The sequence below is a fragment of the Stetteria hydrogenophila genome, from assembly GCF_054657575.1.
The window spans coordinates 1-18,578 of record NZ_BAAHYL010000002.1; the positions used below are offsets into that span (position 1 = coordinate 1).

The 18,578-nt window shown below is 63.6% G+C and carries 14 protein-coding genes; 7 read left to right on the forward strand and 7 right to left on the reverse strand.

Annotated features, from left to right (window positions below; genetic code table 11):
- Positions 1-1,293: arginine--tRNA ligase (locus ACYQ3J_RS03405; protein WP_460124678.1), on the forward strand; the 1,293-nt coding region annotated here is incomplete at its 5' end.
- Positions 1,294-1,503: 210 nt separating this feature from the next.
- Complete coding sequence (locus tag ACYQ3J_RS03410) at positions 1,504-3,444, forward strand: S16 family serine protease (RefSeq protein WP_460124681.1); 1,941 nt, start codon at positions 1,504-1,506, stop codon at positions 3,442-3,444.
- Positions 3,445-3,490: 46 nt separating this feature from the next.
- Here ACYQ3J_RS03410 and ACYQ3J_RS03415 read toward each other — a convergent pair whose 3' ends face one another.
- From ACYQ3J_RS03415 to ACYQ3J_RS03425, 3 genes are read right to left on the reverse strand one after another with little or no spacing between them, the layout of a single operon-like run.
- Positions 3,491-3,751 (reverse strand): 50S ribosomal protein L23, encoded by a 261-nt coding sequence (locus tag ACYQ3J_RS03415; protein WP_460124684.1) that lies wholly within the window; start codon positions 3,749-3,751, stop codon positions 3,491-3,493.
- Positions 3,748-4,566: a 50S ribosomal protein L4 gene (rpl4p, locus tag ACYQ3J_RS03420; RefSeq protein ID WP_460124687.1), complete on the reverse strand. Its 819-nt coding sequence runs from the start codon at positions 4,564-4,566 to the stop codon at positions 3,748-3,750. Before rpl4p ends, ACYQ3J_RS03415 begins: the two co-directional genes overlap by 4 nt.
- Positions 4,567-4,590: 24 nt before the next feature.
- The gene (locus tag ACYQ3J_RS03425) at positions 4,591-5,640 is read right to left on the reverse strand and encodes a 50S ribosomal protein L3 (RefSeq protein WP_460124690.1); all 1,050 of its coding nucleotides are present in this window, start codon (positions 5,638-5,640) and stop codon (positions 4,591-4,593) included.
- A gap of 2,508 nt (positions 5,641-8,148) precedes the next feature.
- Between ACYQ3J_RS03425 and ACYQ3J_RS03430 the strand changes: the two genes are divergently transcribed.
- On the forward strand, positions 8,149-9,180 hold the full coding sequence (locus ACYQ3J_RS03430; protein ID WP_460124693.1) for a TDT family transporter: 1,032 nt from the start codon (positions 8,149-8,151) through the stop codon (positions 9,178-9,180).
- Positions 9,181-9,345: 165 nt separating this feature from the next.
- On the opposite strand, the gene ACYQ3J_RS03435 is transcribed toward ACYQ3J_RS03430, so the two are convergent.
- Positions 9,346-11,766, reverse strand: a complete 2,421-nt coding sequence (locus ACYQ3J_RS03435; protein ID WP_460124695.1) for a hypothetical protein — start codon at positions 11,764-11,766, stop codon at positions 9,346-9,348.
- A gap of 153 nt (positions 11,767-11,919) precedes the next feature.
- On the opposite strand from ACYQ3J_RS03435, the gene ACYQ3J_RS03440 reads away from it, so the two are divergent.
- Positions 11,920-12,741: a nucleotidyl cyclase domain-containing protein gene (locus tag ACYQ3J_RS03440; RefSeq protein WP_460124698.1), complete on the forward strand. Its 822-nt coding sequence runs from the start codon at positions 11,920-11,922 to the stop codon at positions 12,739-12,741.
- Positions 12,742-12,768: 27 nt separating this feature from the next.
- Here ACYQ3J_RS03440 and ACYQ3J_RS03445 read toward each other — a convergent pair whose 3' ends face one another.
- Positions 12,769-13,704, reverse strand: a complete 936-nt coding sequence (locus ACYQ3J_RS03445) for a homoserine kinase (RefSeq protein ID WP_460126185.1) — start codon at positions 13,702-13,704, stop codon at positions 12,769-12,771.
- A gap of 5 nt (positions 13,705-13,709) precedes the next feature.
- The gene (thrC, locus tag ACYQ3J_RS03450; RefSeq protein ID WP_460126187.1) at positions 13,710-14,915 is read right to left on the reverse strand and encodes a threonine synthase; all 1,206 of its coding nucleotides are present in this window, start codon (positions 14,913-14,915) and stop codon (positions 13,710-13,712) included.
- Between the two features lie 197 nt (positions 14,916-15,112).
- Here thrC and ACYQ3J_RS03455 point away from each other — a divergent pair, with 197 nt between their 5' ends.
- Together ACYQ3J_RS03455 and ACYQ3J_RS03460 are read left to right on the forward strand one after the other, a co-directional pair.
- A complete protein-coding gene (locus tag ACYQ3J_RS03455; protein ID WP_460124701.1) occupies positions 15,113-16,279 on the forward strand; it encodes a cystathionine gamma-synthase family protein in 1,167 nt (388 codons plus the stop codon).
- A gap of 143 nt (positions 16,280-16,422) precedes the next feature.
- Positions 16,423-16,962, forward strand: coding sequence for a ferritin-like domain-containing protein (locus ACYQ3J_RS03460; protein ID WP_460124704.1), 540 nt, complete (start codon positions 16,423-16,425; stop codon positions 16,960-16,962).
- 112 nt (positions 16,963-17,074) lie between these two features.
- On the opposite strand, the gene speD is transcribed toward ACYQ3J_RS03460, so the two are convergent.
- Complete coding sequence (gene speD / locus ACYQ3J_RS03465) at positions 17,075-17,545, reverse strand: adenosylmethionine decarboxylase (protein ID WP_460124707.1); 471 nt, start codon at positions 17,543-17,545, stop codon at positions 17,075-17,077.
- Between the two features lie 296 nt (positions 17,546-17,841).
- Here speD and ACYQ3J_RS03470 point away from each other — a divergent pair, with 296 nt between their 5' ends.
- Positions 17,842-18,573 (forward strand): DUF432 domain-containing protein, encoded by a 732-nt coding sequence (locus tag ACYQ3J_RS03470; protein ID WP_460126189.1) that lies wholly within the window; start codon positions 17,842-17,844, stop codon positions 18,571-18,573.
- Positions 18,574-18,578 lie beyond the last annotated feature (5 nt).

Here is an 18,578-nt window from a genome sequence, read left to right on the forward strand (position 1 = left end):
TGGAGGGTGAAGGCGGGCGAGGGGGACAGGGCGAAGCTCGAGGAGCTCGCCGCTGCGCTCGCAAGGCTCAGGGAGCGTGATCCCGGCGGGTACTTCGACAGGATCCTCAGGGGCGTGGAGTCTCTGGAGGACCCGGAGGCCGAGGTGCGCGGGATCGTCGCGAGGTACGAGGCGGGCCTTGAGCCTGAGAGGAGCGAGGTGAGGCGTGTCGCCGGCGCCGTGCTGGAGTCTTTCAAGGAGACCCTGGCCAGGCTAGGCGTCTCCTTCGACGCATGGGACTGGGAGAGCGACCTGCTCTGGAGCGGGGAGGTTGCGAGGATCCTGGAGGAGGCGAGGAGGAGCAGGTACTACACCACCTACAAGGGGGCCGAGGCCCTCGACATCCCCAGGATCATAAGGGAGCTAGTCGAGCCCGACGCCGAGGCGAGGAGGGCGTTCAAGCTCCCGAGGAGCCTCGAGGTCCCACCCCTCATACTGTCGAGGAGCGGTGGGACGACGCTCTACGCCACGAGGGACATAGCCTACACCCTCTACAAGTTCAGGGCCTTCAACGCGGACAGGGTGGTTAACGTCGTCGGCGCCGACCAGAGGCTCGAGCAGCTCCAGGTCAGGCTGGCGCTCCTGGGGCTAGGGTACAGGAGGGAGGCGCTCAATACCATCCACTACGACTACGAGGTCGTCAGGCTCCCCTGGGGGAGGATGAGGAGCAGGAGGGGCGAGGCGGTCTGGCTGGACGACGTGCTCGACGAGGCCAAGGCGAGGGCGCTGGAGGAGGTGCGCTCCAGGAACCCCGGGGCGCCGAGGGAGTGGCTCGAGGAGACGGCGGAGAAGATCGCCGTCGGCGCGGTCCGCTTCGCCCTAGTCCAGACCAGCGCCCCCAAGCCGGTAACCATAGACCTGGAGAGGATCCTCAACCTCCAGGAGAACAGCGGCCCCTACCTCCAGTACACCCACGCCAGGGCCGCAGGGATCCTGGCCAAGCACGGCCCCATAGACTGGCAGGCAGTCGACGCGGAGGCGTGCAGGGACGCCGTTAGGAGGAGGATCCTCCTCAAGGCGAGCAGGCTACCCCTCGTAGCCGCGAAGGCCGCCGACGACATGGCGCCCGAGGACCTGGCGGTCTACCTCCTAAGGCTGGCCGACGACTTCAACAGCTGGTACCAGAGGGACACGGTGATACACGAGCCCGACATGGGGGCGAGGGAGTGCAAGGCGCTCATAGTCCACCACTTCAAGGAGAACCTAGCCCTAGGCCTGAGCCTCCTAGGGATCCCCGCACCCGAGAGGATGTAGCGGCGGAGCACTGAACCATGGCTACTCCCACGGTAACACCCCGCCCCCGGGATCCCCGCGGCGAGCACCCCACGCGCCCGCTAGCCCCGGGGCCCGGGGCGGGGTCGAGCGTTTAGGGGTAACACCCCGCGCGCTATGCACTCCCCCGGGATCCCTCCTGGGGGAGGGTTTACTTTAGCGGGAGCCCTCAACCCGGGGGAGGGGCCTGCGTTGGGGGCCGGCGGCTTGAGGGCTGCGGCGGTGCTCCTGCTCCTCCTTGCATTGGCCTCCCTGGCGCCTGCCCGGGCGTCGGCTGGGGAGTCCTCGGGCGTGGTGGTTAGGTCGTGCACCGTTCACTTCGTCGCGGTGTCGAGCACCGGAGAGGGCGTCTCGGGGAACCTGACGGTCACGATAGCGTACCCCGGCTCGGGGAGGGTCTACATATCCACGAGCCCCGCCTCAATGGTTGACACTCAGGGGAGTGCTAGGCTCGCGGCGTTCGCTGCCAGCCTCCTCGCAGGGGTCGACATGTCGAGGCTCGACTTCTACTACGCCATCGACGCGGGCAGCGTCATCGTGGGCGGGCCGAGCGCCGGGGCGGCGATGGCCCTCGCCACGCTCGCTCTCCTGGAGGGCGTCGACTGCCCAAAGTGGGTCGTGGCGACAGGTATGATCCAGCCCGACGCCAGCATAGGCCCCGTGGGGGGGTTGAAGGAGAAGCTGGAGGCCGCCGCGGGTGTTGGGGCGAGGCTCTTCATAATCCCAGCCGGGCAGGAGGTCTACACCTACTACGAGACCGTCGAGAGGAGGGTGGGTCCCTTCGTCATCGTGGAGAGGAGGCCCGTCAGAGTCAACCTGACCCAGCTGGGCGAGGAGCTGGGGGTCGAGGTCTACGCTGCCCCAACGCTTGCAAGCGCCTACCGGGCCGCCTTCAACTCCAGCCTCCTGCCCGCTGCAGCCGCCGCCCCCGGGGTTCCCGAGTTCGCCGCCAGGGTGGTTGAGGGGTTCCTCAACTACACCTCGGGGGTCGTGGAGGAGGCCAAGGCCACGGCTAGCGGTGCCGCCGGGGACCTCGCGGCCAGGGCCTCCAGGCTGCTGGGCGAGGCGGAGAGCCTCTACGGCTCCGGGGCCTACTACGAGGCCGCGCTGAGGGCGGTCGACGCGCTCGAGGCCGCGAGGGAGGCGTTGGTCCTCACCCACGCCCTCTCAAGCCGGCTCGACGTGACCGAGTACGTTGAACTCGTGAACGAGACGATCATCCGCCTCTGGGGCGAGGCCTCTGAGGAGTCCCGGGGGGCCTGGAGCCTCGCGCAGGTGGAGGCCCTGGCCTACGCGTTCGCCAAGCTGGCGGTGTCGGCTTGGTACTACGAGGAGGCCCTCTCGAGCCTCGAGGCCGACGGGGGGTACAGGCTCCCCTACAGCCTCTTCACGGGTGTCGACACGACTGGGGCCGAGCTCCTCGCTAGGGCGTGGGCCCTAGCGGACTGGGCGTGGCTCTGGCTGAACGCGAGCAGGGAGGCGCCGGGGGGCGCCCCCGTAGACCCTAGGGGCCTACGCGAGGCTGCGGCACTCCTCAAGGCCGAGGCCAAGACCGCCGCGGCGTACCTCTCAACCCTCCTCCAGGAGGCGGGCGGGGACGTGGGGGCCGCGGGGCTCCCCGGCTACCTCGCCGAGAGGGCGGCCGCGGAGAGCGACCCAGTCGCAGCCGTGGGGTTAGCCGTCGAGTCGATCTCCCAGTCAACCGCGGTGATCCACAGGCAGTTCACCCTCGAGACTGCGGAGACCGCGAGGGAGCTCGCCGCGCTGGCGTCGGCGCTCTCTCAGGCGGCCAGCGGCCTCCAGCCCCCACTGCTCCTGAACCTCTACAACACCACAAGCGACCCCCACACAGCCCTCGCCGCGGCCAGCAAGGCAGTACTCTACGCCTGGCTCGAGGAGAAGCTCACCGGCAAGCTGAAGACGCCGGCCTGGCGCGGGGGAGCAACGGAGAAGCCGGCCGCCACGACTACAGCCCCTCCGCCCGCCGCAACGCCAACCCCCGAGGCGCCAGCCGGAACCCCGGCCGGCGGGGAGGGATCCCGGCGGCCCCTGCCGAGGGAGGAGGCTCTCGCGGTTGCAGCGTTCCTCCTAGGCCTCATCGTGGGCGCCGCGGTGAGGGGCAAACGCGGCTGAGCAGAGGCGCTTGGGGAGGAGGAGAGGCGGGCCCCCTGGGTGGGGGCTACGTTATGCCCAGCCTGGTGGCTATCTCGCTCGCCTTGAACTCCGGCGAGAGCTTGACGTATGCCTTCTTCTCCCCCCTGGGAGTTATGAGGGTCCTGACCTTTGCCACCTTGACTCCGTAGAGCTCCTCGACCGCCCTCTTTATCTGGTGCTTCGTGGCGTCCTTGCGTACGATGAATGTTAGCGTGTTCTGCTCCTCCATGAGGGTGAGGGCTTTCTCAGTTGCCAGGGGCCTTATTATGACCTCCTCAGGCTTCACGGCAGGGTCACCCTGAACCTCTCGGCGAGCTGCTGGAGGGCGCCGGTGGTTATGAGGGTTAGCCTCCCCGGAACCCCTCCCGGTGCGAGTTCGAGCACGCTGACCACCCTAGGCTCTGCGACGTCGACGCCTGGGAGGCCCTTGACCGCCCTCGCGAAGGGGGACTCGTGGTCCTCCACAATGAAGAGTATGCTCTTGGGCTTCTTCAGCCTCCTGCCCCTCCTCTTGCCCTTGCCAGCCCTCACCCTAGTCTTCTCCCTGGCCCTCTCCACGTCGCTGTAGATGCCGAGCTTCTCGAGGAGGCTCACCGCCTCCTTGGTCTTGGTGACAGCCTCGAGCACGCTGCTATCCACCACGACCGGCACGGTCTCGGCTGTGAAGACATGGCCCCTGGCCCTCACTAGGTCGGGCTTGGCGGTCGCGGCGAGGGCGCTCATCGTGCCGAGTATCTTCTCCCTCCTGTTGACCTCCTCGTGTATCCTCTTCTCCACCCTGGGCGGGTGGGCGAGCCTGCCGCCGACGGTCATGGGGGCGAAGGCTGCCCTCAGGCTCCCCCTGATCCTTGGCACCCTCGCGACGCCGTGGTGGGCGCCGAGGCTCCTGGCGGTCGTCCTCTTACCGGCCCTGGGATCCCTCCCCTTGGGCTGCAGCCTCATCGTGAACTCGCTGAGGAACACCCTCCTAATCAAGTCGACCCTGACGGGCACCCTGAAGGCGTCGGGGAGTCTGGTCTCTCCCGTCTTCTCGCCCTCAGCGCTGTAGACGGGCACCACCACGGGGTCCTCGAGGTACAGCGCCATCCACGAGTAAACCATTACCCTGGCCACCCCCGCTCGAGGCTAGACGCCCTGCTTGCTCTCCAGGCTTATGTAGGTTATCTTGGGCTCGGGTATGGAGCCCTTCTCCTGCACCAGCTTCACCCACCAGGCCGGCGGCCTCACGGGGTACCTCATCACGACCGGCCTCTTGGGGGTTCCGGGGATGCTGCCGGAGAGCACGATGTAGGTGCTCCTGACGATGCCGTAGTGGAGGAAGCCCCCGGCGGGCGTGATCTTGTAGCCCTCGTCGTCTATGATGAGTATCCTCTTGTTGTACTCTGTCCTCCTGTGGAACCCGGTCTGGCCGGCCTGCGGGGTCTCCCAGAACGTGCCCTTGCCGTGGCTCCTCGCGCCTATCTTCCTGCTGCCCTTCCTGTGCTTGTGCCACCTCGGCAGCTCCTTCACGCCCCACCTCTTGATGACGCCCTGGAAGCCCTTGCCCTTCGTCACCGCTATCACGTCCACGAACTGGCCGACCTTGAACACCTCGTTGACGGGCAGATTCTTGCCCAGGATCCCGGCTGCGTAGTCGAAGAGCTTCCCGATGTCGTCCACGCCGCCCACCTTGACCTCGAGCAGGTCGGGCTTCTTCTTGCTCAGCCCGCCCGTCAGCTTAGGCTGGGTCGCGACCAGGACCCTGACCTCCCTCGCCTTGTCGAGCATGGACTCGAGCTTCTTCAGCTTCTCCTCAGTGTTGAAGCCACCGAGCGTGGGCACCTTCCTGTGCAGCTCAAGCTCCGGCGGGGGCTCGGTCCAGGCCTCGCCGAGCGTGTATAGGCCCCTGTTCGGGTCGTGACCGTAGAGCCTCACGGCGAGCACGAAGACGGGCGGGGTCTCGACTATCGTGACCGGCACGAAGATCTCCCTGCCCTCCGTCGGGCTCCCGGGCCTGTCGTCGATCATGAAGACGTGCGTCATGCCAACCTTGTAGCCTATGAACCCGAGTAGCTTGGGCTCGCCTAGATCGACCTTAGGCCAAGTCCTCACCCTGGGCACTAGCCTTGCGGCTCTCTTCCTCGGCGAGAACCCGAGGCTTCCACGTCTTGGCGCGTGCTTTTTCCTAGCGCCCACGAAGCTACACCCCTACCCCAGCGCTCCACCCGGTCCCATGCGGAATTTTTAAAGGGTGACGCCGCCCGGAGCCGGGTCAAAGCAGCGATGCCGGAGTATCACCGGGAAGCAAGCCGCCAACGGCCGCGGCGAGCACCCGCAGCGCGAGCCGAGGGATCCCCCGGGCCGGTCATCGAGTGGACCCGCCGGTCAACCAGCCGGTGCACCCGTGCACCCGCCGAGACCCCTCCACCGGCCCTGGGGAGCCTCGACTCGGGCCCCAGCCCGCTTCAATCCACCGCAAAGTAATACCCGCCCACCCGGCTACCCGGGATCCCCGGGGGTTCGAGCGGACCCAAGCGGGGGCGAAGCGCCCAAGCAGGGCCCGGGGCGTAGCACTTCACCCGGCCGGCCCAGCCTTCAATCACCCCGGCAGGTAATACCCGGCGAGGGGCGCAGCGGCTCAGCGGGGCCTGCGGGCCAGCTAGAGGCCCCCGGCAAGCGCCCGCCCCGCCTTCAGGGTATCACGGCTGACAGAGTGGCAGGCTTCAATCACCGCCCAAAGTGTTACCCCAGGCCGGGATCCCGCGGGGACGGGGGCGGCTCCAGCAAGCCGAAACCCCCCATGCCCCAGGGTTCCCTGGTGGAGCGTGCTACGCCCCCAGCCGGGGGGCACCGCCCCCTGGGCCCCGGAGGGGCGCTGCGGGCACGCGTTGGCTCTGAGCGTCTCCCGGTTTGAATTTAGGGGCGCGGGTCCCAGGGGCTCGCTGGTGAAGGCCTCGAGCCGCTCGGAGTCCGGTGTTAACCTGGATTCAACCGCCGGGGACTTAACTATAGCATAACACAACCGCAGCCATGGCCGCGGTTGCATTAAGGCCCACTTAACACAACCCCCGACCCCCCACGGAGCCCCAGCGGCCGGTGATTGACTGAACGGTCACGAGCCCGCCGGGAGCCTTCCTGATCCCCGGGAGGACGCCTGTCGAGGGCCGCGGGCGCAAAGGGCCGGCTCCCGCAGCCCCGGGGGGAGAGTGGCGTGGCCTGGCTGGAGCTAAATCCAGCTCCGCAGGGCCCGCTTGTCAAGGGCAGCCTCCGGCCAAAGCTCCGCCGCGCCCCAAGCCGAGGGAGGCTCGAGTCTTCACTGGCGAGCGCCACGGGGCTGACGCTGGGCCGGGAGGCCGTGGTAAGGGGGTGTGCCTCGGCGGTGTTGAAGCAGTCCCCTCGGGTCCCTCCCCCTAGCAGTCCCCGGGGGGAGAGGGTAGGGATCCCGCTTCTCGGCTTGGAGTTGAAGTGTTTAGGCGCGTGGCTGCTCGCAGGCGGGAGCGATGGGAGCGGGCGTCGCTCCTCCATGCTGCGGCTCGACGGCCCCGGCTACCGGCCGCGCCGGGCGCCTTCCGAGCCAGCCGGCCTAGGGCCCTTCGGGCGGGGGGTGCACTGGCCGGTTGACGGAGGCGTTGACTAGTCGACTCAACTCGCCGGATAGAGGCTGGAGTTGGGGCGGAGGGGAGAGCTACCCTTAAGCCCGGGCGACATTACATCGAGGCGGTTAAGCCGGGGAACCAGCTGGGAACGTGAAGAGCATGCCCGGCTACGGTGGCCAGCATTACCTCGACAAGTTCATAGTGTACGAGGTTCCAGAGGAGCTGAGAGGCGTTGCGGGCCAGGGGCCTTAGAAGGGTCGAGGGCTTCCTACTAGCCTTCGCCGTCGTATCCTACCTGGGCGTTTTATTCATTCTGGCACCCATACTCGCCTTATTCGTAAGCGTCGACCCAGAGGCATTCTCCCAGGTGTGGCTGCAGGATAACGTGTTCTCCCGCCAGGCATACCCAGCGCTACTGCTAACTCTTCAGGCGTCGATAGTTTCGGACTCTGATACTTCCTAGCCGTGGGCATTCCCACGGGCTACCTGCTGGCCCGCCACGATTTTAGGGGAAGCGGCTTGTCGAGGGGCTTATAGGCGTCCCGTTGATGATCCCTCACACAGTCGTCGGGATAGTTATTCTACTAGCCCACGGGCGTAACGGGCTACTCGGGGGCCTGCTCCAGGCCCTGGGTTTAACGGTCGAGAACGGTGTTTCTGGGGGATCGTTGCGGCCATGATGTTCGCCTCGTCCCCAAATCCCTACATCGAGGAATTGAAGCCAATACTAAGCTGTTTAACGAAAACAACCGCTTAAATAACCTTTTCATGTTAAAGCACTAAAGCACAACCCTACGCCCTTTAGCTGCAAGCACCAAGCATAAGGTAATTCTGAAAATCGCCGTGAAACCGTTAAGCCGTGGAGGAATGAGGAGAGGGATAGGGAACCCTAATAGGCAAGGCGGAAAGGCGAACTCTTAGATTTAGACATTGTTCCCCGGTTCCCGCTCCGAGTCATGCTCGCAGAGTGTCGGCGTCTAGGGTAAACCCTAAGGGCTTTCTCGTAATTCCTTCATTTAATCGATTTAAAACCCGGTAAAAACCGCCCTAGTACGCAGAGTTAAATAGGCATCCGAGAACGGCTGCGCCGGCTCCGGGGATCACTGTTATGGCGAAAAGTAGGTGGCTGTTCATCAGGAATTTCTCGCCTGCATGGTTCGCAAGCGTTATGGGGACGGGGATAGTTGCAGTGACATCCTTGTTCTACTCGCAGTACCTGCCTTTCTTAAAGGCCTTGGCGTACTTCACCTTTTACCTAAACGTGGCATTGTTCTTCGTTTTACTGGTTCCATGGATACTTAGGTGGATATTCTTCCGGGAGGAAGCATTAGCGGATCTCGAGCACCCGGTAAATTCGAATTTCTACGCGACAATCTCGGCTGGAATGATTGTTTTAGCAGTGGACTTCATAGTTGTAGGGAGGAATATGACTGCTGGAGAGGTATTCTGGCTAATCGGGACTATTGCCACGATATTCTTCGGAGTAGTCACTCCTTACATCATGTTCAGAGGGGGGCACATCAAGATTGACCACATAAGCCCTGCATGGTTCATACCGCCTATAGGGTTAATCATTATCCCTGTTCCTGGAAGCTTTTTCGTCAACCGGTTTTCGGGGATTTTACGTGAATTCGTCATTGCCCTCAATTACTTCGGGTGGGGGGCAGGGTTCTTCCTCTACATCGCACTGTTTACAATAGCGATGTACCGCTTCATCCTACACCACCCGCTGCCGAGCATCCTTGCCCCAACAATCTGGATGAACATTGGGCCGATAGGTGCTGGAACCATTGCCCTAGTGAACCTCATTAAGAGCTCTCCGTTTATAACGGTTAAGGAGCCGTTCCTAGTCTTCGCCCTCATGTTCTGGGGGTTCGGTATATGGTGGTTTATAATGGCGATAATGATGACCTTCTACTATATAAAACGGGTTGGCCTCCCCTATGCAATGTCGTGGTGGGCGTTCACGTTCCCGCTGGGCGCTTATTCGGCGGCGAGCCACATCGTATCAGAGATTTTTGGCTTCAAACTAATCGACTACATAGGATTCGCGGTCTACATTCTTCTGTTGATCACCTGGACTATCACGTTCGCAAAAACCTTGGAGAACACGCTTAATGGCACATTATTCCGGGGTTGAGTTGAAGACGCGGGAAGTGCAATCTAGGGCGAAAGCTTTTGCTGAGAAGATGGGGGGCCGCAAGGCCCCCGGGGGACGGCTGGATCCGAGAGGCTCCCGGGAAGCGTAGCGTGGTTGAGCGTAGTTGAATGATTAACTATGATGACTGGTGTCTCGGCCTAGGCTTCAGCCGGAGCTTATGGTCTTCCAGGCGTAGAGCGCCGCGTAGACCACCTGCTGCGCCACGGTTTCAGGTAGTGCCCCGTCCCCGCTCCTGTCCCAGTCTATGTGGACGGGGTTGACGAGCAGCGCCCCGGTGCCCGGGCTGCAGTCGACCCAGTAGGCTACGGTGCCGTACTCCGGCGGGTTGGCGGCCGGGTTCCAGTAGAAGTCCGAGCCCTCCACTATGCACGAGGCGTCCTGGGGTGTAGTCGTGTAGTTGAAGAGGACCTGCTCCAGCAGGTAGAGCGCGTAGAACTCGCCCCTAGCCTTCAAGCCGTTGCTGGTTATGTTGAGCAGGTAGCTCCCGGGGCCGTTGATCACGACGTTCCCGTTGAAGTAAATGCTAGCCGGCACCTCGCCCCCGAAGGGCTGCCCGGAGACCCAGACCCAGAGCCAGTGGTAGCTCCCAACGTAACTCTTGAAGTCGGAGTCTGTCACCCCGTAGGCCCCCAGGACTGTTGAGACGTCCACGTCTCCCTGGAGCCAGATGATGACCGCGTACTTGGGCGGGACCTCCGCCCCGGCCCCCGTCTTGAAGAGCAGGTTGTACAACTCCTCCCTGCTAGTGATGACCGTGTACCCTGGGATCCCGGCGTAGCCCAGCTCGTTCTCCACGAGCTTCAGGAGGTCCTGCTGGGCCCCAATCTTGGCCTCGTCCAGGTTATCCAAGCCCTTGAGGGCCATGTATTCCTCCTCGCCTATACCATGGATGATCGACGGGTCCGGTATGGCGACAATGTAGACTGGCGGGGCCTCGAACAGGTACGGGTTCACCACTCCATACTCGACCATCACGTACTCCAGGCCGTAAGTGAAGTCCTTGTAACACACGTAGCCGTAGTCCCAGTCCCTGTAGTTGTCGTAGAACATTAAGGCGACCCGGTAGGTTCCATTCCTCTCCACGGGGAAGGTGATGCTTGGCTGGAACTGCACCGGTTTCGCGTCGACATAATCATAATTCCTGTAATGGTAAATCTTCCACTCGCCGGTAGAGTTGTCGTACCTCAAAATCGCTATCCTGAAAATACTCAGCTTCCTGAAGGATGACGGGCAGCTTATGAAGACGTTTGTCCAGTAATAGTTTATCTTAGCGGAAACCCTAATGAAGTCGACGCCTGAAATGTCCCTGGCTATCACGTAGGTCCACACCACTGCATCCCTGTACTCGTCGTTGGGGGCGGGCGAAGTGTCGGCCTGGCCATCAACATCTATGTTAACCGTGCTGCTTATCGTGGGCGCGTTCAGGAAGCTATAGAACACCAGCTCATCCACGCCGTTGCCGTCAAAGTCTAGAGTTGTGATTCCACTGTTGCCCAGGTTGAGTGGGGTCGAGGGGAGGCCCCAGTTGTCCGGGTACTCTCTAACAACTTGCCCGCTTGGATTCCTGATTATGACTTTGAAGGCGTAACCGCTGAAGTAGAAAGTTTCATAGGTGCCTACGAACCCCCTCAACTCTATGGTCCACCCGGACCTAAGCCTCACGGATTCACTGGGCCACCCATACTTGTCATAGGTCACCACTAGTCTAATGTCGTCGTTAAGCACTATCTTAATGTAGTAGAGGCCGGGGTAGTCCGGATCGCTGTAGATGAAGGACTCGTAGTAACTGAAAGTAGTGGGGTTCCCCTGGGAGTCAGCCGGATAGACGAAGAGTGGGGGGACCCAGGTGTAGGCCATGCCGTACTTCTGAAGGTCGCCTGCCCCGTGCAGCTTGAAGCCTGTCTGGGGGTAGAGGAGGCCCCTCCACAGCGTCCCCTCGCCGCCCGCGCCCGCTCCAACCCCGGTGCTCGGGCCCTGGCCTCCCCCGGCGGCTACCGGGTGCATTACTCCCTCAGCGCTCTCAACCCGCACAACGAGGTATGGCGCCACGCTCGCCAGGGACTCGTCGAAGACTACTAGGATGTTCTCGCCCGGCCGGAGGGTTATGGGTACTCCCGCTGGGGGCGGGTCCTCCCAGCTGAGGGTGCCGTTGACGAGGACAACGTTCTTCAGGACTGTTTTTACCAGGGGGTTCACCTCGGGCCTGAGGTACCTCGAGTCGAGGACGGCGTAGACTGTTTTATCCACGAAGTTTATCAGATAAATCCTGTCGATGGTGACGTCGACTGTTCCAGTGTTGTTGATGAACACGCCGGGGACCCAGCCGAGCCTCTGCACCATGGGATCCGCGGGGTTGACGGGCTGCACCGCTAGCTTCTCATTGTAAGCCATCGCCCGCCTCGCCATTTTCTCGGTGTAGCCCACGCCCGCCTTCTGGACGGAGTGGAGCGAGGTGACCAGCAGTGGAACTGCGAATACGAAGAGGAGGGTGAGCACCAGAAGGCCCCCTATGACCTCGGCCTGCCCCCGCCTCTCCCTTCTCCTCCTTCTTGCCGGAAGCGTCATGCAGGGTCACTCTCGCAACTAGCAGCGCTCCCGTGAGGCGCGTGTTAAGCGAGGGCTTATAAGGCACCTTTTAATCTGGGCCGTCGGGGCGTGTACTGCTTTAAATTTGATTTTAATACCCGGCGCGTGGCATTCGAAGCCCGGTATCTAGGCTTGAGGCGACGCTCCACGCCGGCGCCGGGGAGGCGATCGACCCACAGGGGCCAGGGCCCTGCAATCAGCGTGACCATCCTGACTGCGGCGGTGCTAGTCGCTGCTATAGCCCTCTACGCCTACTTCACTAGCTACTACTCTAGGGAGCATGCGAGGCGGGGGCTCGTCGAGTATCTCGATCTAGTCGCAGCGTCTGTGGACGCTTACATCGACTACTACTCGTCCAACACGAGCGGGGGCTACCATGTGTACTGCTACATGGTGTCGATCAAGAACTCGGACCCGGCGACGGCGATCACCCTCTACGTCTCGGTCCTGCCCGCGGCAAGGTCGACTGGGGGGAGTGTCGTGGTGTCAGCAGGCATAACAAGCATCCCGGTGGATACAGGCGTGAGCCCGCCCGAGAGAGTGGTCTACGTGTACAACTTAACGGACTACGATAGAGACGGGTTCGTGGACCTTGTAGGCGACGATAACGCGGGCAACCCCCTGGTGCTCCTCAGCCTCAACCGCCCCCTCTACTGCAGTGAACTTTATGGGAACCAAACCATCACAGGCAACGACTTGAACCCAGTCTACGCTGACCCCTCACGGGTCTACCTGGACCCCGACAACTCCCTGGAAGCCTACGCCGGCGAGCTGGCCGGTGCGCTGGACGGCGTGCCTCTCTGGAGGGTCACGCTTGCACCCAACGGGAAGGAGAGCCTCTTCATCATGGTCGCCTCGACGGGGGAGCCCGAGTACCTCTCCCTAGCCCTCTTCGCCGTGGTCAACAACAATTACTACCTCACAAACCTAGTAACCCTGCCGACAACGAGCTGAAGGGATCCCGGGGAGATCGCCGCCTCGCTACCCGGCCGGCTCTGCTGTAGCGGGCCCCGCCGGGCTCGCGGTCTTCACCAGAGCCTCTACGCCGCACTCCTCGTAGGCCTGGCGCACGGCCCTGGCGACTTCCCCGGCGAGGCTGGGCTCGGTGAGCGCGATCATTGAGGGGCCCGCGCCGCTTATCGTGACGCCGTACGCCCCGGCCTCGAGGGCGGCCCTCTTCACCCCGCCGTAGCACGGGACGTGGGGGGCCCTGGCTGGCTCGACTATCCCGTCGCCCATCATGAGCCTGCCGGCGAGCCTGTAGTCGCCCCTGGCGAGCGAGGCGACGAGCAGGGCGAGCCTCTGCCAGTTAGCCACCGCCCTCGGGAGCTCAACCCGTGGGGAGAGGATGCTCCTCATCACCCCCGTCTTGCCCTCAGGCACCTCGACCATTGGGACTCCGACGACGAACGAGGCCCCGGGGATCCTCAGGCTTGAAGCCACGGGCTTCCCGTCGATGAATGCGACCACCGCCAGGTGGCCGAGGAGGCTCGCTGCGACGTTGTCGTAGTGGGGGGACCCCGAGGCGGCCCGCTCCCCCTCCCCGGCTGCATCGAGGAGGACGGCGAGCGGGGGGCTCGCTTCGAGGAGGCTGGCCGCCGCCACTACCGCGGCCGCGGCGGTGGCCCCGCTGCTCCCCAGTCCCCTGCCCGGGGGGACCCCCTTCCTGACTCGGAGCACGACGCCCGCGCCGGTGGAGCCGGTTAGCTGGAGGAGCCTCTCCACCGCCGCCTTGGCGTTGTTCCCCTCAACCGGGACCCCCTCGGCGTACTCCCCCTCGACCGCCTCGACCACCACTCCCCGGGCGTCGTGCTCTAGCCAAGCCTCGACCGAGTCGTGGAAGGCGTCGAGGGCTACTGCGAGGGCGTCGAAGCCGGGGCCCAGGTTTGCGCTGCTCGAGTAAGCCATCGCCCTCACTCGCTTCAAGCCTCCGCCCCCGCCAGGGAGCGTAGCAGACTCTTCAGCTCCTCGACGCTGGAGGCCCTTCTAAAGTCGGCGTCGGCCTTAGCCATCGCGTCGGGGTCCTTGAGGGCGTGGCCCGTCGCCACCGCCACGACCTCCTCGCCCGCCCTGAAGAAGCCCTCGGACTCCAGCTTCAGGATCCCCGCCAGCGCCGCGGCTGAGCTGGGCTCCACGCCCAGGCCGACCCTCCTAGCCAGGATCCTCTGGGCCTCCAGTATCTCCTCATCGCTCACCGCCACGAAGACGCCGCCTGACTCCTCCACCGCCTTGATCGCCTTCACCCAGTTCACGGGCCTCCCAATCCTTATCGCGGAGGCCACAGTTGAGGGCTTGTCGACCCAGACTGGCTCCCTGAGCCCGGCCCTCCAGGCCTTGACGAGGGGCGAGGCTCCCTCCGCCTGGACGCCTATCATGACCGGGAGCCTGTCGACCAGCCCCCACTCGTGGAGCTCCTTGAACCCCTTCCATATCGCAGCTATGTTCCCCCCGTTGCCCACGGGCACGACGACGTAGTCCGGCGCCCGGCCGAGGTCGTCCGCCACCTCGTAGGCTATGGTCTTCTGCCCCTCCAGCCTGATGGGGTTGAAGGAGTTGAGCGGGTAAGCGTAGCCCTCCCTGGCGGCCTCGAGCACCATCCCCATAGCCCTGTCGAAGGAGCCCTCAACCTCCACTACGACCGCCCCGTGGAGCCTGGCCTGGAGCAGCTTCCCCAGCGCCACGCCGCCCCTAGGGAGCACCACGACAGCCCTGAGCCCAGCCCTCGCGGCGTAGGCGGCGAGCGCGGAGGCGGTGTTACCGGTGCTAGCCGCCACCACGAGCCTGGCCCCAACGTGCCTGGCGACGGTCACTCCCACCGTCATGCCCCTATCCTTGAAGGACCCCGTCGGGTTGGCGCCCTCAAACTTCACCCAAACCCTGGCCCTGACCCCGTCCAGCTCGGCGTCAACCAGTGGCGTCGCGCCCTCCCCAATAGTCACGGGCTTAGCCCCGGGCGGGACGGGCAGCGCCTCCCGGTACCTCCACACGCCCGGCCTTCGACGCTTCCAAGCCGCCCACGAGACCCCAGGGGGCTCGGCGGCGACGACCTCCAGGAGCCCCCCGCACCTGGGGCAGGAGAACATCCTAGGATCCAGCGGGTACACCGCCCCGCAGGCGACGCATCTCAACATGAAACCGGGGATCTCGAGTCCGTCGACGCTCACCACCCCACTCCTTAACAGTGGGCCGGGGGAGGCGTGGGCTCCACGGTGTTATAAAGGTATCGCCTCGAGAAGCCGGCGCGCAACACTCGGGGTCTATTCATAGTTTTATTTTATTTGTGTGATAACCAGCGCTTGCCCAGCAAGCCTTCGGGGGGAGGGTTATGCCCGGGTTCTCGACGCGCTCGGTGCACGGCCACGGCTACTTCGACCGCGAGACGGGCGCTTTCATCCCGCCCATCTACTTGACAGTCGTCTACGAGCACCCAGCCACGGAGACAGGGGAGCCCAGGACGGTTGACAGGGGGACAGCCCTGATTTACGGGAGGGAGGAGAACCCGACGGTGCGGGCCTTGGAGAGGGTTCTCGCGAGCCTCGAGTCCGCGGGCGACGCGCTCGCGTTCAACAGCGGGATGGCGGCGATCTCCACGCTCCTCCTCTCCCTGCTGAGGAGGGGGGACGAGGTCGTTGTCGCCATGGAGACCTACGGGAAGGTGGCGAGGCTCCTCGAGGAGGCCGCCTCCAGGTTCGGCGTTAGGGTGGTGAGGGCCTGGCCCTCGGCTGAGTCGATAGCGGAGAGGGTGAGCGGGGACACGAGGCTGGTTTTCGTGGAGTCCGTGACCAACCCCACCCTCAAGGTTATAGACGTGGAGGCCCTAGCCCGGCACTGCAGAGACGCCGGTGCGACGCTCGTCGTGGACAACACCTTCGCCACCCCGCTCCTCTTGAACCCCACGGAGTACGGGGCCGACTACGTGGTGCACAGCACCACCAAGTACATCGCCGGGCACAACGACGTCCTAGGCGGGGTGGTCGCGGGGGAAGCGGGCGCCATAACGAGCCTCTGGGAGTGGAGGGTTATCCTGGGCACCATAATGCAGCCTTTCGAAGCCTACCTGACGCTGAGGGGCGTGAAGACGCTTGAGGCGAGGTTTGAGAGGCAGTCGAGGACCGCGCTGGCGGTGGCGGAGTTCCTGAGCGACCACCCGAGGGTGGAGGAGGTCCACTACCCGGGCCTAGACTCGAGCCCCTACAAGCCTATAGCCGACAAGCTTTTCAAGAAGCCGCTCTACGGCGGCGTACTCTCCTTCAAGATCAAGGGGGGACTCCAGGACGCTCTGAGCGTGGTCAGGAAGCTCAGGGTCATCAAGCCCTCGCCAAGCTTCGGCGGGACAGAGTCGCTCATCACACTACCCATCCTAACTTCAGCCGCAATGCTTCCAGCCGAGGAGAGGAAGGCGCTGGGGATAGACGAGGGCCTCCTCAGGCTCTCCATAGGCCTCGAGGACCAGGACGACATCATAGAAGACCTCTCCAACGCCCTGGGATAACCCACCGCAGCCAGGGCATCCTAGGGCAACCCTGGGCGTCGACCCTCCAAGGCAGCGCTTGAATTTAAGGACACTCATTAATCACGGGCTTTTTAATGACTCCCACCCCTCAACTAACTGAGGTGAATTATTTCGTGCCTTCTATGGAGGGCTTGGAGCCCTACGAGGGCCAGGAGCTCATCAAGACCGACGTCCTGGGGAAGGTTAAGGAAAAACTGCTTCAGGCCTACGCTGACGAGTGGATAACTTGTTACTACTACATGCTAACAGCCGAGCTCGTCCAGGGACCCCTCAGCGGCGTTATAGCCGAGACTTTCAGGAAGGAGGCTGTTGAGGAGTTAACTAAGCACGCCGCGGCGATAGCTGCAAGACTCGCAGAGCTGGGGGCGGAGAGCGAGATCCCCAGGGATTTCGCGAAGCTCTGGGAGGTTGGCAGGTGCAAGTACCCGCCGCTACCCAGCGACCAGCACGACGTCGACGGCTTCATTATAGCCTCTATCAAGGCGGAGATCTGCGCTATAAAAGCCTACAGGGAGCTCTACGAGTTAACACGCGGACTGGACCCTGTAACCGAGGAACTCGTGGAGGACATTCTAAGGGATGAGGTGAGGCACAGGACTGAGATGGTGAACCTCCTCAGCAAGGAGGGGCTGGCGAGGCTGAAGAGGGAGCTGGAGAGCTAGCCAATCGAAGACGCATCGAACAAGTTAATTAAACAGTTAACAAGACCCCAGAGGGGTCCCTAGCTATTGGAGGGGCGTGGAGCGTTTCCGCTCCGGCCTCAGCCGCCCCTTACTATTCACCCGTCGCAGCGGCTCTGCTGGATAGGGCGACCGCGGCCTTGGAGCCCTCTCCCTCAATGTAGGGCGTGGGCTGCTGGCTCCTGTCCGCGTAGTGGACCCTGTAATACTTGGGCTTTAGACCCTTGAGTATGACCTCCCAGGCCGCCCATGGGTCTGTGTGCTCGCCACACGTGTACACGTCGACCGTTGCGTAGGAGTACTCGACCCAGGTGTGCACTGCTATGTGGCTCTCGTCGACCAGCGCGATAACGCTCACGCCGCCCTTAGGCCCCGGTATGCTCCACGACTTGACCTCTATCAGGGTGGACTTAGCGGCCTTGACGGCCTCCAGCACGAGCCCCCTCAAGTACTCCTCGTCGGCGGCGAGCTCCCTAGGGATCCCGTATAGGCTGCCGTACACGTGCTTACCCACAATGAAGTCCTCCATGCCCATCCTCCGGGGCGTCCGGGTGCTCAAAGGCATTAGCCCCTGCTTCCCAGGCCCCTCACGCCGGCGGGGGTTAATAAGGTAAACCTGGCCCTTCACTAGAAAGCCCGAGCTTAGCGTGGGCCTACCTCAAGCCATGGAGCCCGCGGGCGGCGCCTGGGGGGACTGCGCTTACCCGACGGAACCGGCTGGGAGCCCCGGCCCCCACCCCGGCGTTAGCTCAGGAGGCGGTGGCAGCTTAATCGGAAAGGGGCGGCGGGCTTAAAGTTGGCGGCTCTTCCAGCTCCCGGCCTGAGGGGGCTTGCGCTTAGGAGCGGGTGTGGCTGGGGTTGATGGGCGACGACAACAACCTGCTGGTCAGGACTCCATGGGTTATCAGCCCGGGGTCTGAGCTGAGGATTGGAGAGGCTGTAGTGAAGCGGGAGCCCGACGGGGACGTGGAGGCCTGCGACAGGTATGGGTGCGCGAGGGCCCGGGTGGCCCCGGATCTGGAGGTTAGGGGGCACCCGGTTCCCGCGATTTACAGGCTGTACGAGGGGACCCCCTTCATATACGTCGAGTTCGAGGACAGGCTCTACGTTGACGGGGATGGGAGGACTTTCTGGACCCTGGCCCCTTACGATATAGAGGTGTACGTCGGGGACGCTGCCCTGGTGAGGATTAGCCCCGTGAGGGTCAAGTTCACCCTCATAGGCGACGTTATCGAAGGCTTCCTAGCCAGACACTACAAAGCCCCCGTCGCCTTCAAGAGGGAGGAGCTCCCGGACCCCGTGGGCACGGCTATTGTGGCGTTCCGAGTCCGCGGGGACCCCGTCCTGCTCCCCGGCATTGGCTTCAACGCCTCAGACGCAGCGCTCTACGTCGACAAGAACGGGTTCCTCTACTACCCACTAGTGGATGTCGACTCGAGCAACGGGCTGGTGACCGCTAGGCTCCGCGGGGAGCCCCCCGTGAGCGGCTTGAAGCCCCTCACACAGTCCAGGAGGGGCCTCCTCCTATTCCAGCCGTCAGCCCCCTTCACCATGACGGTTGGGGTTGTGAAGAAGAGAGTCGCGACACCCTAAGGGGT

Bases quoted from the DNA above. Each gene is read 5' to 3' on its own strand.
- rpl4p (WP_460124687.1), bottom strand. From the start codon at position 4,566: ATGGTTTACTCGTGGATGGCGCTGTACCTCGAGGACCCCGTGGTGGTG.
- ACYQ3J_RS03430 (WP_460124693.1), top strand. From the start codon at position 8,149: ATGGCGAAAAGTAGGTGGCTGTTCATCAGGAATTTCTCGCCTGCATGG.
- ACYQ3J_RS03435 (WP_460124695.1), bottom strand. From the start codon at position 11,766: ATGACGCTTCCGGCAAGAAGGAGGAGAAGGGAGAGGCGGGGGCAGGCC.
- ACYQ3J_RS03455 (WP_460124701.1), top strand. From the start codon at position 15,113: ATGCCCGGGTTCTCGACGCGCTCGGTGCACGGCCACGGCTACTTCGAC.
- ACYQ3J_RS03460 (WP_460124704.1), top strand. From the start codon at position 16,423: ATGGAGGGCTTGGAGCCCTACGAGGGCCAGGAGCTCATCAAGACCGAC.
- speD (WP_460124707.1), bottom strand. From the start codon at position 17,545: ATGCCTTTGAGCACCCGGACGCCCCGGAGGATGGGCATGGAGGACTTC.
- ACYQ3J_RS03470 (WP_460126189.1), top strand. From the start codon at position 17,842: ATGGGCGACGACAACAACCTGCTGGTCAGGACTCCATGGGTTATCAGC.